The 12,764-nt window shown below is 36.2% G+C and carries 12 protein-coding genes; 6 read left to right on the top strand and 6 right to left on the bottom strand.

Annotation, left to right across the window (positions count from 1 at the left end):
* Positions 1 to 204: 204 nt before the first annotated feature.
* The 5 genes from FHP05_RS12955 to FHP05_RS12935 form a co-directional block, all read right to left on the bottom strand.
* The gene (locus FHP05_RS12955; protein ID WP_147668946.1) at positions 205 to 591 is read right to left on the bottom strand and encodes an ectoine synthase; all 387 of its coding nucleotides are present in this window, start codon (positions 589 to 591) and stop codon (positions 205 to 207) included.
* 54 nt (positions 592 to 645) lie between these two features.
* Positions 646 to 1,896 carry a diaminobutyrate--2-oxoglutarate transaminase gene (gene ectB / locus FHP05_RS12950; RefSeq protein ID WP_147669083.1) on the bottom strand — a complete coding sequence of 417 codons (1,251 nt, stop codon included), beginning with the start codon at positions 1,894 to 1,896 and terminating at the stop codon, positions 646 to 648.
* Between the two features lie 54 nt (positions 1,897 to 1,950).
* Positions 1,951 to 2,532 carry a diaminobutyrate acetyltransferase gene (gene ectA / locus FHP05_RS12945; protein ID WP_330998095.1) on the bottom strand — a complete coding sequence of 194 codons (582 nt, stop codon included), beginning with the start codon at positions 2,530 to 2,532 and terminating at the stop codon, positions 1,951 to 1,953.
* 654 nt (positions 2,533 to 3,186) lie between these two features.
* Positions 3,187 to 3,645, bottom strand: coding sequence for an NUDIX hydrolase (locus FHP05_RS12940; RefSeq protein WP_147668943.1), 459 nt, complete (start codon positions 3,643 to 3,645; stop codon positions 3,187 to 3,189).
* Positions 3,646 to 3,663: 18 nt separating this feature from the next.
* Positions 3,664 to 4,314 (bottom strand): peptidylprolyl isomerase, encoded by a 651-nt coding sequence (locus FHP05_RS12935; RefSeq protein WP_147668940.1) that lies wholly within the window; start codon positions 4,312 to 4,314, stop codon positions 3,664 to 3,666.
* A 217-nt stretch (positions 4,315 to 4,531) separates the two neighbouring features.
* Between FHP05_RS12935 and FHP05_RS12930 the strand changes: the two genes are divergently transcribed.
* From FHP05_RS12930 to bioB, 5 genes are all read left to right on the top strand, one after another.
* Positions 4,532 to 5,698: a TraB/GumN family protein gene (locus FHP05_RS12930; RefSeq protein WP_147668937.1), complete on the top strand. Its 1,167-nt coding sequence runs from the start codon at positions 4,532 to 4,534 to the stop codon at positions 5,696 to 5,698.
* A 272-nt stretch (positions 5,699 to 5,970) separates the two neighbouring features.
* Positions 5,971 to 6,402 carry a DUF5392 family protein gene (locus FHP05_RS12925; protein WP_147668934.1) on the top strand — a complete coding sequence of 144 codons (432 nt, stop codon included), beginning with the start codon at positions 5,971 to 5,973 and terminating at the stop codon, positions 6,400 to 6,402.
* A 175-nt stretch (positions 6,403 to 6,577) separates the two neighbouring features.
* The gene (gene htpG / locus FHP05_RS12920) at positions 6,578 to 8,458 is read left to right on the top strand and encodes a molecular chaperone HtpG (RefSeq protein WP_147668931.1); all 1,881 of its coding nucleotides are present in this window, start codon (positions 6,578 to 6,580) and stop codon (positions 8,456 to 8,458) included.
* A 204-nt stretch (positions 8,459 to 8,662) separates the two neighbouring features.
* The gene (locus FHP05_RS12915; RefSeq protein ID WP_147668928.1) at positions 8,663 to 9,274 is read left to right on the top strand and encodes a biotin transporter BioY; all 612 of its coding nucleotides are present in this window, start codon (positions 8,663 to 8,665) and stop codon (positions 9,272 to 9,274) included.
* Positions 9,271 to 10,284: a biotin synthase BioB gene (bioB, locus tag FHP05_RS12910; protein WP_147668925.1), complete on the top strand. Its 1,014-nt coding sequence runs from the start codon at positions 9,271 to 9,273 to the stop codon at positions 10,282 to 10,284. Before FHP05_RS12915 ends, bioB begins: the two co-directional genes overlap by 4 nt.
* A 103-nt stretch (positions 10,285 to 10,387) precedes the next feature.
* Here bioB and FHP05_RS12905 read toward each other — a convergent pair whose 3' ends face one another.
* Positions 10,388 to 10,720: a hypothetical protein gene (locus FHP05_RS12905; RefSeq protein WP_147668922.1), complete on the bottom strand. Its 333-nt coding sequence runs from the start codon at positions 10,718 to 10,720 to the stop codon at positions 10,388 to 10,390.
* Positions 10,721 to 10,882: 162 nt separating this feature from the next.
* On the opposite strand from FHP05_RS12905, the gene FHP05_RS12900 reads away from it, so the two are divergent.
* A complete protein-coding gene (locus tag FHP05_RS12900) occupies positions 10,883 to 12,625 on the top strand; it encodes a methyl-accepting chemotaxis protein (RefSeq protein ID WP_147668920.1) in 1,743 nt (580 codons plus the stop codon).
* Positions 12,626 to 12,764 lie beyond the last annotated feature (139 nt).

Genomic DNA, 12,764 nt, shown 5'->3' with positions numbered 1-12,764 from the left:
ATTAAACCCGTGTCCATGGAAAGTAGCCACCTGTAGTGGAAGTCAACAGAGATGCCGTCCCAATTGATTGGTAGGAATTTAACTTATTTAGGCTAAAATTATATTTCATTTATAAAAAAAGTCAGGTAGTCCATCGGGAGATGAACCATCTGACTTTTTTATATTTACTGGTGTTTTATCCCAGCCTCTTTCAATCTGTGTTTTTTATTCAGTTAATAATGGGTAAACTCCATTTTCATCGTGTGTTTCTTTCCCTACTAATGGTGGGTTAAAGACACAAACCATGCGCATTTGTGTTTTTGCACGAAGGTAATGTTTATCATGCTCATCTAAAACATAGATTGTTCCTGCTTTAATTGGGAAGACTTCACCTGTTTCTACCTTTTCAATCTCCCCTTCTCCTTCAATGCAATAAACAGCTTCAATATGATTTTTATACCAGAAGTAACTCTCTGTCCCAGCTTTAATAATGGTATCGTTTACACTAAATCCTACATTATCCTTTTTGGATAGAAAGCGGCGACTCGTCCATGTTTCTCCGGTAGTTTCTTCTTCTGTTCCAACAATATTTTCAAGTGATCTTACAATCATTACAATATCTTCCTTTCTACTATAGAGTGAATATTCGGCATTTTATAGTTAAAATTATTTCGTTTGTAGCACATGCTCGATACTTTCTTCGAGTACGTCTAGTCCTTCCCTTAACCCTTTTTCATCAATGATTAATGGTGGTAAAAACTTTACGACTTCTCCATTTGGCCCAGATGTTTCAAGAATAAGACCACGATCAAATGCTTCAGCACATATCTTATCGGAGAGACCATCTATACCGACTGCAATTCCTTGCATTAATCCCCTTCCACGTGCAGTTCCATGTAATTCAGGGAACTTTTTGATGATTGATTTAACGGCTTCACTTAGAAATTCTCCTTTTTGCTGGACCTCTTTGCCAAATTTATCTGTTTCCCAGAATTTTAATGCTTCTGTTGCAGCAATAAAGGCAAGATTATTTCCTCTGAAAGTTCCATTATGTTCGCCTGGACTCCATTGGTCATATTCTGGCTTGATTAATGTGATTGCCATCGGTAGCCCAATACCACCAATTGATTTTGACAAACAAACAATATCAGGTTTAATTCCTGCAGGTTCAAAACTAAAGAATGTACCAGTTCTTCCACATCCTGCTTGGATATCGTCAACAATTAATAAGATATCCCAGCGTTCACAAATGTCTGCTATTTTTTTCAACCATTCCATTCGAGCTGCATTAATTCCACCTTCACCTTGAACTGTTTCAAGAATGATTGCTGCTGGTAATGCAACACCACTTCCTTGGTCTTCTAAAAATTTTTCAATATAAGTAATGGAATCTTGATTTTCTGCATAATCATCAAATGGCATGAAAACACCGTGATGTAGCGGGATTCCAGCACCATTGCGTTTGGAGGAATTTCCGGATATAGAGAGTGAACCAATTGTCATCCCGTGAAAAGCGTTAGTAAAGCTGATTACAGTATCACGTCCGGTTACCTTTCTAGCAATTTTTAAGGCACTTTCTACACTATTTGTACCAGTTGGTCCAGGAAACATAATCTTATAATCAAGGTTACGAGGTTTCAGAATTACTTCTTGAAAGCGTTCAAGAAATTCTTTTCTTGGAGTTGTACCCATATCGAGGCTATGAATAATTCCATTGTTACGAATATATTCAATGATTCTTGTTTGCATATCATCATTATTATGACCGTAATTTAAAGTACCGGCACCAGCAAAAAAGTCAATATATTCTTTTCCATCTATATCCCATAGCTTATAGCCTTTGGATTTTTCAAAAACAGTTGGCCATCCACGGCTATAGCTTCTAACTGCTGATTCATATTTATCAAAGGTTTTCATTTTCGTATCTTCTATTACTGCTGTTGTCACCTAAATCATCATCCTTTATCAATTTTATTTTACTCTTGTAAATGGACCGATTCGAAACATTAGTTCATCTTCATGTCCCTCTTCTGGAAAATCAGTAGACGAAAAGTAATCAGATATTACACATTCGGCACCAAGTTTTTCCGCAAGTCCTTTAAACAAATTTTGTGATGGGTTATTGGATGGGGATACAGTTGCTTCCACATAGTGAACTTCTTCACAAGCTGTACGGCCAAGCAACTCGAACAACATCCTTGTTCCTAATCCGTTTCCCCGCTCATCCTCATTAACAGCAACCTGCCAAATAAAAAGTGTGTTTTTTGAATCAGGATGAATAAATCCAGAAATAAAACCAACTAGTTTACTATCCCGTTCCACTACAATTGATGTTTTAGAAAATAACTCACACCACATGATATAACTGTATGGTGAATTAAGATCAAGAATTTCAATATTATTAATCAATTTCCAAACATCAGCACCATCTTCTTTATTAGGCTTACGAAAATGAAATTCTGTCTGTATGTCTCTCTTTTTTAATTTTACTTGTGTAACACCATTTCCATTAGATTGGATGCTCTCACCTCCCGTTTTTAATCTTAAAATCAATGTCTCTAATAGCTTATAGGGAAAGGGTAACTTTAGTCAAAACGGATTAATCACGATATAGCACGTTTAATCGGTGTCTCGTATGTTTATTTATAAATAGATGGCAATGCCTATAAATAGCTTGCAAATAGTAGCACATAAACAGAATCTTATATTTATTGGTGACTATTCTGAACTATTCAACTTCGGCTTTTAAATAATTTAAGACCATAGAAAGCTTAGTATAATAAGGGTTATGTTAATTTTGATGAATAAGAATTTAATCTTTAAACAGTGATATTTTTAAAAAGGATATTTTGGTAAACTTTTTGTAAATTTTTTGATTGTGGGGAAAACAGAATTTTTCTGTTTTATATATAACAAGCAAGAGGATACCTTGTGGAGTATCATAATGGTGGAGTAAAGGTTATGTCCGGAATTGTGTGTAAAATGATAACTTTATAATGGTTATCGCTACAGAAATATACTCCGCTTTCCGCGGGCGGCTGCTGAGCCTCCTCGAGCTATGCTCTCGGGGGTCTTAAGCGAGGCCTTTTTTCCCGCAGGAGTCTACGTATATTTCTTTCGCTCATGTTGCTTGGTCCATTTAATATTTACACAATTATTCGGACATGACCGGAATAAAGGGGTATAGAAAAGAAATTCTATACCCGATTACGTTTCCTGCTGCTGAAAAAATTTTTCTAAGATCAGGCGGTGACTACCAACCAAATATGTAGGAAGTTTGTCCGGATGAAAAAAGCGCACATCCATTGACTCTGTTGTATCGATTTGGATATCCCCTTCATAGTCAGATGTTGAATAAGCAATCGTCACCATATAAAACTCGTCTCCATTTTCTGCAATGGAAAAATGGTTCGGACCAGAGAAAACATCAATGAGTTGTAAGGAATTAATATGTAAACCAGTCTCTTCCAAGACTTCACGGCATGCTGTCATTTCTGTTGATTCCCCTAATTCCATGAGACCACCCGGCAGTCCCCATTTCCCTTTTGGATAGGTACGTTGTTGCAAAAGAATATGTCCGGTTTCGTTAACAAGGACAACAGCAGCTCCAACAAGAATGATAGGCCGATGCCCGACTAGTTTTCGTATTTCTTCTATATACCCCATTAAGTTAAGTACTCCTTCCTATTGTTTGGTTGGTTCTGGAAAATCATTTCCTTTTGTATCTACTGTCATTTTCTTTATTTTCTGGTCTTCTAATGGCTTATCCAGTTCATCTCTCTCAGCATGGACAATATCATCTACAACATCCATTCCTTCGATTACTTTTCCGAAAGCTGCATACTCTCCATCAAGATGTGGGGATTTTTCGGTCATAATGAAAAACTGTGATCCTGCGGAATTAGGATCATTGGTTCTAGCCATCGAAAGTACACCACGATCATGAATGAGTTCATTTTCAAAGGCATTTGCGGAGAATTCTCCAGCAATAGAGTAGCCTGGCCCACCAGATCCATTCCCATCAGGGTCTCCCCCTTGAATCATAAATTCAGGAATGACGCGATGGAAAATGACACCATTGTAAAATTCCTGTTCAATTAAAGAAATAAAATTAAAAACTGTATTTGGTGCAACATCTGGATAAAGTTCCATCTTCACTTCCCCACCATTTTGCATTGTCATTGTCACGACTGGGTTTTCTCCGTTAAATTCGAATGTAGGTGCCTTAGATGAAGTAAATTCCTCTAACTCCTTTTCGGGTGTATCCCCACATCCACTCATAAAAAGAATAAGCATCATTAAAAAACCAATTATTATAAAATGATTATTTCTCATATATCGTTTCCTCCTTCATATCCTATTTCTCATTATAGAATCTTTTGGAAAAAAGTCATATAAAACGGAGTGAAATCTGCCGTCCATGCAGAAACCCCGATACATTCTCTACTGAATTTGTGTTATATGTAAAGATTATTATTTATCATCCTTCATTTATGATAATATAAATCATAAGGAAAACTTGGTGTGATTATTTTTGATGAAGGAGTATTATATGACGGAAGAAAATATAACTAGGATTCACCTAGATAATAAGGAATATATATTAATTGGAACGGCACATGTATCGAAACAAAGTGCAGAACAAGTGAAAGATGTCATTGAAAGAGAGAATCCGGATTCTGTTTGTGTGGAACTGGATGAGCAGAGGTACCAGTCTATTACAAATGAAAATAAATGGAAGGAAATGGATATATTTAAAATTATTAAGGAGAAAAGGGCGACACTTTTATTAATGAATCTAGCAATATCTTCCTTTCAACGCCGAATGGCCAAACAATTCGGAATCAATCCCGGCCAAGAGATGATACAGGGGATTCAGTCTGCTGAGGAATCAGGAGCTGAATTAGTATTAGCTGACCGGAATATCCAAATCACATTTAATCGAATTTGGCGAAATTTAGGGTGGAAGGGAAAAGCAATGCTCCTAACACAAGTTGTTGCCAGTATCTTTTCTCGGGAATCCATTTCAGAAGAAGAATTGGAAAAGATGAAATCACAAGATATGATTGATTCGATGTTAGAGGATTTTACAGAACATTTTCCTCGTTTAAAGGAACCATTGATTGATGAGCGTGACCAATATTTGGCACAAAAAATTAAAGATGCCTCGGGCGATAAGGTTGTTGCTGTACTAGGGGCTGCCCATGTTCCTGGAATTACAAAAGAAATTCATAAGGATCACAATTTACAACGACTAACAAAAATTCCACCGAAATCAAAAGCGCCTAAAATTATTGGCTGGTCCATTCCAATTATCATCTTAGGAATTATCCTGTATACCTTTCTATCCAATCCATCTGCCGGATTACAGCAGACACTTAGTTGGATCCTATGGAATGGATCATTTTCAGCAATTGGTACACTGCTAGCTTTCGGGCATCCGCTTGCGATTTTAACTGCATTTTTCGCAGCACCATTAACATCATTGAATCCCCTCCTTGCTGCGGGTTGGTTTGCCGGATTTGTCCAGGCATATTTTAAAAGGCCAAATGTGAAAGACTTTGAAACATTAGCGGAAGATGTATTCAGTGTTAAAGGCTTTTGGCATAATAAAGTAACCCGTGTATTGCTCGTTGTCGTACTCGCTAATATTGGCAGCTCCATTGGAACTTTAATTGGTGGTGCTGATGTCATACGTTTATTCTTTCAAAACCTATAAAATATGTGAAATAACTTTCTGTTTCATCAGGTGAAAAACGAGGCTTTCACAATAAACAAAGGTCTCGTTTTTTACAATAATAAGATGTATAATGAATGAAAATATCGTTAATATAATAGAATAGATTAACAGACTATTGGTTAGGATAGGAATGATATTTAAATATAATATTCTGAATAATAGAGTTCATTAATAAGAAGGTATGCAATGAAGGAAAATTCCTATTCTACTTGAATAAAGAATGGATATATAATTTGAAAGGAAGTGAAGAGATGAAGATGAATATGTTTATGACAGAAATGCCTAACTTTATAAAACGAGAAATGGAACAATTACATGAAATTATTAAACCACTAGCTAAAAAGGTATCTAAATATACATTCTGGGCATTTTTTTTAGTCGTCCTTTCTTTTGTAAACCTAGCCTTTCTTCTGTTTTTTAATCCAGAACTTCCAAGCATGGCTATACTTGTGCTCTTCGCGATAATCGGTGCTTTCGGATTAGCTTTATATAAAGAAGCAAAACATCAAAAAAGAGAGATTCATAGACAAAGTGCAGCCTATATTATTAAACGAATCCAAAAGAGTGATATTGTATCGACAGGTTATCAAAAAAGATATATTCGCTTGATCAAAGCACAACCCGTACACATGATGCAATACTTCATCAGATTCCTAGAAGAAGAGAAGAAACAAGTTACCTAATGAAGGTCCTGTATCCACAGGGCTTTTTATTTTTGCTAGCCCATACCAACTACTGCTTTGTTTCAAACCTCTTTAATTGACACCCTTCACAAGATATGATAAAAAACATATAGGATTATCACTCTAGACAAGAGAGTGCTAAATTTTAAGACAAGTTTGAAGGGGAGAATCAATGATGGCAAAAAAGGAATTTCAAGCGGAATCCAAACGTTTATTAGAAATGATGATTAATTCCATTTACTCACAAAAAGAAGTATTTCTCCGAGAATTAATTTCTAATGCAAGTGATGCAATTGATAAAATTTATTATAAAACCTTAACAGATGATTCATTAACATTTGATCGGGAAAACTACTATATCCGTCTAGAAGCTGATAAAGATAATCGCACACTAAAAGTGATGGATACTGGTATTGGAATGACTAAAGAGGATTTAGAGAAGAATCTTGGAACGATTGCCAAAAGTGGCTCCCATGCATTCAAGAAGGCAAATGAAATCGATGATGAACATGATATTATCGGGCAATTCGGTGTTGGATTTTATGCTGCGTTTATGGTCAGTGATGTTGTCACCGTTATTAGTCGTGCACTAGGCAGTGATGAGGCATATAAATGGGAATCTGCAGGGGCGGATGGATACACTATTGAACCTTGCGAAAAAGCAGATGTTGGTACGGAAATAATTTTGAAATTAAAAGAAAATGAAGATGAAGAGGATTATGATCAATTTTTAGAAGAGTATCGACTAAAAGAAATCGTGAAAAAATATTCCGATTTTATTCGCTATCCAATTAAAATGGATGTCACAAAAAGTAAGCCAAAAGATGATGATAGCGAGGAATATGTTGACTATACTGAAGAAGAAACAATTAATAGCATGGTACCAATTTGGAGAAAGAATCCGAATGAGTTAACGGATGAGGATTATGAGAACTTTTACCAAGAAAAACGGTATGGCTTTGATAAACCGTTGAAACATGTTCACATTAAAGCAGATGGAACTATTCGGTATGATGCAATCCTTTATATCCCAGAAACAACACCATTTGATTATTACACAGCAGAATATGAAAAAGGCCTAGAGCTATATGCAAACAGTGTATTAATTATGGAGAAAAATGGGGATTTACTCCCAGATTACTTTAGCTTTGTAAAAGGGATGGTAGATTCAAAAGACTTATCCTTAAACATCTCACGAGAAATGCTCCAACATGATCGCCAATTAAAATTAATTGAGAAAAACATCGCAAGAAGAATTAAGCGTGAACTATTAAAAATGCTCCGAAATGATCGTGAGAATTATGAGAAGTTTTACGATGCATTCGGGCGTCAATTGAAATATGGCGTGTATAGTGATTTTGGTGCAAATAAAGAAACATTACAAGACCTTCTCTTGTTCTATTCCTCTACAGAGAAGAAATTGGTCAGCCTAGAAGAGTATGTAGAAAGAATGCCGGAAGATCAGAAATATATTTTCTATGCAACTGGAGAATCAAATGATCGCATCGAGAAACTTCCACAAACAGAATTAGTGGCAGATAAAGGATATGAAATTTTATATTTCACAGATGAAGTGGATGAATTTGCAATCAAAATGCTCATGCAATATAAAGAAAAAGAATTCCGCTCTGTATCAAGTGGTGACTTAGGCATTGATATGGAAGAGGAAGATAAAAAGGCAAAAGAAGAAGCAGATGCAAACAAAGATTTATTTGCCGAAATGAAGAAATTGCTAGATGGAAAAGTAAAAGATGTCCGTGTATCCAAACGCTTGAAATCACATCCGGTTTGTTTAGCGGCTGATGGTGATATTTCACTTGAAATGGAAAAAGTATTAAATGCAATGCCAAATAACCAACAAATTGAAGCAGAAAAAGTGTTAGAAATCAATCCCGATCATAATGTTTATCAATCGCTAAAAACAGCTTTTGAAAGTGATAAGGAGAAATTCGGTCTATATACGAACCTTTTATATAACCAAGCATTATTAATCGAAGGAATGCCGGTAAAAGATCCAGTAGAATTTTCCAATAATATTTGTAAAGTGATGATGTAAATGATAAAGGAAATCCCACAGCAAATGAAAACTGTGAGATTTACAAGAAATAAAATAGGATAACGGGGTTGTATTTTGTGAGAGACTATGGAGATAGTCTCTTTTTTTTATTGATCCTTCAATGTAAACTATTTAAATATAAGGTTGACAAACTATGTCGCAATCAATTATCCTATAAGAAATACAAAAAAAGAGGTGAGTAAAATGGGTTCCACAACAGTTGGAACAAAAATAAGATTTCGCGCTCTTGATATCGCTTACATAGGAATGTTCTCAGCACTCATGATGATTGGTGCGAATATCACGTCTTTTGCACCTTTTATGGTAGTTGGTGGAGTTCCAATTACATTACAGGCTTTTTTTGCAATATTAGCAGGAATTATGCTTGGTAGTCGTTTAGGAGCGATTTCCATAGCAGTGTATGCATTTATTGGACTTGCAGGAGCACCAGTATTTGCGCGTTTCACTGGAGGATTCTCTCAATTATTGAGTCCGACATTTGGCTTTATTATTGCATTTATTTTTACTGCTTACTTAACAGGAAAAATAGTGGAATCCTTTAGCACCCGCGGAGCATACATTGTTGCTGCGCTTATATCTACAGTTATTATTTATATTTTCGGGACGAATTGGATTTATTTTGCTTATCAAATTTGGGCAGATGCACCACCTGAATTTACGTATAAGTTAGCATGGTTATGGATGTTGGCTCCACTACCAAAAGACCTTATACTCGCCGTGTTTGCAGGGGTATTTGGGTATCGGATGCGCCATATTATTCATAAACCGAATTCAGAAAGGGGAGTAAATAAATGAATAAATATGAAAAGATTGCTGAAAAGGTATTAGCTGATGAAGAAATAACAGATGAAGAGGCTCTGTCGGTTTTGGAAAGTCCAGATGAGGATTTATTACCATTGCTTCATGCGGCTTATAAAGTACGTAAAAATTACTTCGGTAACAAAGTGAAATTAAATATGATTATTAATACAAAATCAGGACTATGCCCAGAATCATGCGGCTATTGCGCCCAGTCAATTGTTTCGGAAGCACCGATTGAAAAATATCCTCTGATGGAAAAACAAGACATTGTTGCAGGGGCACAGCGCGCGAAGGATTTAAACGTTGGAACTTATTGTATCGTGATGAGTGGTCGAGGCCCAACAAACCATGAACTAGATGTGGTTGTCGATTCGGTAAAAGAGATTAAAGATAAACATGAAGACATGACAGTTTGCGCATGTTTAGGTATTTTAAAGCCAGGGCAGGCTGAACGTTTAAAAGACGCAGGGGTAGACAGATATAATCATAACATCAATACTTCCAGCAATCATCATGAAAACATTACGACATCTCACACATATGATGATCGTGTTCGAACGGTCGAATATGCTAAACAGACTGGAATTTCCCCATGTTCTGGAGTCATTGTTGGGATGAAAGAAACAAAAGAAGATGTCATTAACATGGGAAGAAGTTTAAAAGCCTTAGATGCCGATTCCATTCCAGTCAATTTTTTACATGCGATTGATGGTACTCCATTAGAAGGTACAGATGAACTAGATCCCCGTTATTGTTTAAAGGTATTATGCTTATTTCGCTTTATTAACCCAACAAAAGAAATTCGAATTTCTGGTGGGCGAGAAGTGAATTTGCGCAGCCTACAACCATTCGGCCTTTTTCCGGCAAACTCCATTTTTATCGGAGATTACCTCACAACAGAGGGAGCAGAAAGAACCTATGATTGGCAAATGATGGAGGACCTTGGGTTTGAAGTAGACATGGATGCATGGAACAAAGAAAAACAAGAAGTCGCTCAAAGCTAACAGGAAATGATAAGAAAAACTCTGGATCAATTGTGAAAGATTCAGAGTTTTTCTGTTTTTAATTTTGTAATGATGATTGCTCTTTATGTTAATGTAACCGGAATTACTTGGAATTTGGAAAACCGGTCACGCTGGCGTCAGCCCCGTGCCCGAAATCAAGTAAAAGTGAAAAACTGGTCACGCTGGCGGCTGCCCCGTGCCCGAAATCAAGTAAAAGTGGAAAACCGGTCACGCTGGGAGTCGCCCCGTGCCCGAAATCAAGTAAAAATGGAAAATCAGTCACGCTGGCGGCTGCCCCGTACCCGAAATCAAGTAAAAGTGGAAAACCGGTCACGCTGGGAGTCGCCCCGTGCCCGAAATCAAGTAAAAGTGGAAAACCGGTCACGCTGGCGGCTGCCCCGTGCCCGAAATCAATCAAAAGTGGAAAATCAGTCACGCGGGCGACTACCTCGTAAGCAAAATTAGAAACCCCATCACGCTAGTAAGTTTCGCTTTATACCCTTATAAGAAAATACTAACAAAACTTTAACACTTCTTTACACTTGCTTAACAAACCATTGCTAGAATAAATATAGCTAGTTCTTAAGGGGGATACTTTGTGAAAAAAATCATAAAAAATAGGTTAAAAGACACAGAAGCAAACACCATACAAAAAAGTTATCAAAAAATATTACAAAAAATTAGTTTGAAGAATCGCCTCATCATTCTATTTATAGCCCTTTTAACCATTTCGGTCGTTGCTGTTGGTATGATTTCTTATGGAAAATCAAGTCAAATGACCATTGAAAAAGTAGAAAACCGATTACAACGTGAGGTAGAATTAATGGATCAGATTGCAAGTAATTTAAAGTTTCTATATGTTGGTGATGATGCTTATTTTATGCAGCAGCTAGAGATAAATGTTCGTTCGCAACGCAAGCAATTAGAAATGGAAGGCATGGAATCTGATTACTTTTATATTGAAAATAAAGAAGTAAACCCATTTAAAATAAGTGAAAAATCATTGCCCGATATTCCGGAAAAGGTCATTCAAGCCATCCAAGAAGAAAAAAATGGTATCCTTCACTCAACAATCGATACCAATAAATATACATTTGCCTTTCGGACATTACAAGATTTAGATGGAATTTATGTTCTAGCAGTTCCAGCACATACCTATATGAGTGAAGTCAATGAAATGGCGACATTTATTATGTTTTTAACAATTGGATTCATTATAGTAGCAACAATTATTATTGTATTATTTGTTAGAAGCATGACAACGCCACTGACGAGGTTAAGGGAAATGATGCGTACTGTAAGAGAAGGAAAATTACATGATCCGGAAAAACTCCATACCACCATTCCAGAGATTACATCTTTACATAAAAGTTATCACGCGATGATTCGTCATATGCGTGGAATACTTTATCAAGTAAAAGTAACTACAGACCGATTGGAACATACTGGTATTAATTTACAGGAATCATCAGAAACAACATTAGCATCAAGCCAAGATTTAGTGGCAGCTGTACATACTGTAAAAGAGGGTGCAGAACAAACGGCAAGCAGTTCAGAAACGAACTTGGAATCATTTACCCAATTAAAGCAAAAGATGGCGCAAATTCAAGAGAGTATGGCTACGGTGCAAAAAAGTCGTGAACATATGCTTCAATCTGCTGTCTATGGTAAAAGGACTACGACTAAGCTTATTGAAATGATTGATTTATTTGAAACAGATTTTACCCAACTTACAGCAATCATTCAACAGGTGGAAGAACATATCGAGTCGATTGGCCAATTTACAGGAACTATTCAGGAAATAGCTGAACAAACCAATTTATTATCATTGAATGCACAGATTGAAGCAGCAAGAGCTGGAGAGTCTGGAAAAGGTTTTGCGGTTGTTGCGAATGAAGTACGTAAATTAGCAGATCAATCCAAGCAGGCTGCAGAAAACATAACTAGTTCCATTGGTGATTTAAATGGGATTTCCCATACAGCGAGCAATGAGTTTGTTACCATGTTAGTCAAAACAAAAGAAACATTAAATATATCCAACCAATCCCAAGAGTCAATTAGTGAATTAATGGAAGGCATATCAGATATGGATGAAAATCTAATAAATATGGAAACAGATTTTTCTGATTTACAGCAAATTTTACCAAAGCTAGAACAGATTTCTCTAAGTTTTTCTTCTGTATCACAAGAAACTTTAGCAAGTGTTGAAGAAATGCTTGCAAGTGGGGAAGCTCAAATGAAACAAATAGAGGGGACACATGAAATAGGTTTAAAACTAGTAGATTTATCAAAGACATTGACAAAGCATACAAATAAATTTTCCGTGAATATAAGTAAATAAAGTAATTGTAAAGAGGCTGGGACAAAACCCCAGTAAATAAAAACTAAGGCGTGGGAGCTTACACTAAAAAAAGTGTAGGCCCCACGCCTTTTTATGTTGTTATTTGAGTAAACAAAAAGGACACCTTTTGATAAAATTA

Origin of the sequence: Cerasibacillus terrae (assembly GCF_008039555.1) — a bacterium.
GTDB lineage: Bacteria > Bacillota > Bacilli > Bacillales > Amphibacillaceae > Cerasibacillus > Cerasibacillus terrae.
This window is presented reverse-complemented; position numbering and strand designations above follow the sequence as displayed.

Excerpts from the sequence above, each read along its gene's own strand:
- FHP05_RS12955 (WP_147668946.1), bottom strand. The coding sequence starts at position 591 with ATGATTGTAAGATCACTTGAAAATATTGTTGGAACAGAAGAAGAAACT.
- ectB (WP_147669083.1), bottom strand. The coding sequence starts at position 1,896 with ATGAAAACCTTTGATAAATATGAATCAGCAGTTAGAAGCTATAGCCGT.
- FHP05_RS12940 (WP_147668943.1), bottom strand. The coding sequence starts at position 3,645 with ATGGGGTATATAGAAGAAATACGAAAACTAGTCGGGCATCGGCCTATC.
- FHP05_RS12935 (WP_147668940.1), bottom strand. The coding sequence starts at position 4,314 with ATGAGAAATAATCATTTTATAATAATTGGTTTTTTAATGATGCTTATT.
- FHP05_RS12930 (WP_147668937.1), top strand. The coding sequence starts at position 4,532 with ATGACGGAAGAAAATATAACTAGGATTCACCTAGATAATAAGGAATAT.
- FHP05_RS12925 (WP_147668934.1), top strand. The coding sequence starts at position 5,971 with ATGAAGATGAATATGTTTATGACAGAAATGCCTAACTTTATAAAACGA.
- htpG (WP_147668931.1), top strand. The coding sequence starts at position 6,578 with ATGGCAAAAAAGGAATTTCAAGCGGAATCCAAACGTTTATTAGAAATG.
- FHP05_RS12915 (WP_147668928.1), top strand. The coding sequence starts at position 8,663 with ATGGGTTCCACAACAGTTGGAACAAAAATAAGATTTCGCGCTCTTGAT.
- bioB (WP_147668925.1), top strand. The coding sequence starts at position 9,271 with ATGAATAAATATGAAAAGATTGCTGAAAAGGTATTAGCTGATGAAGAA.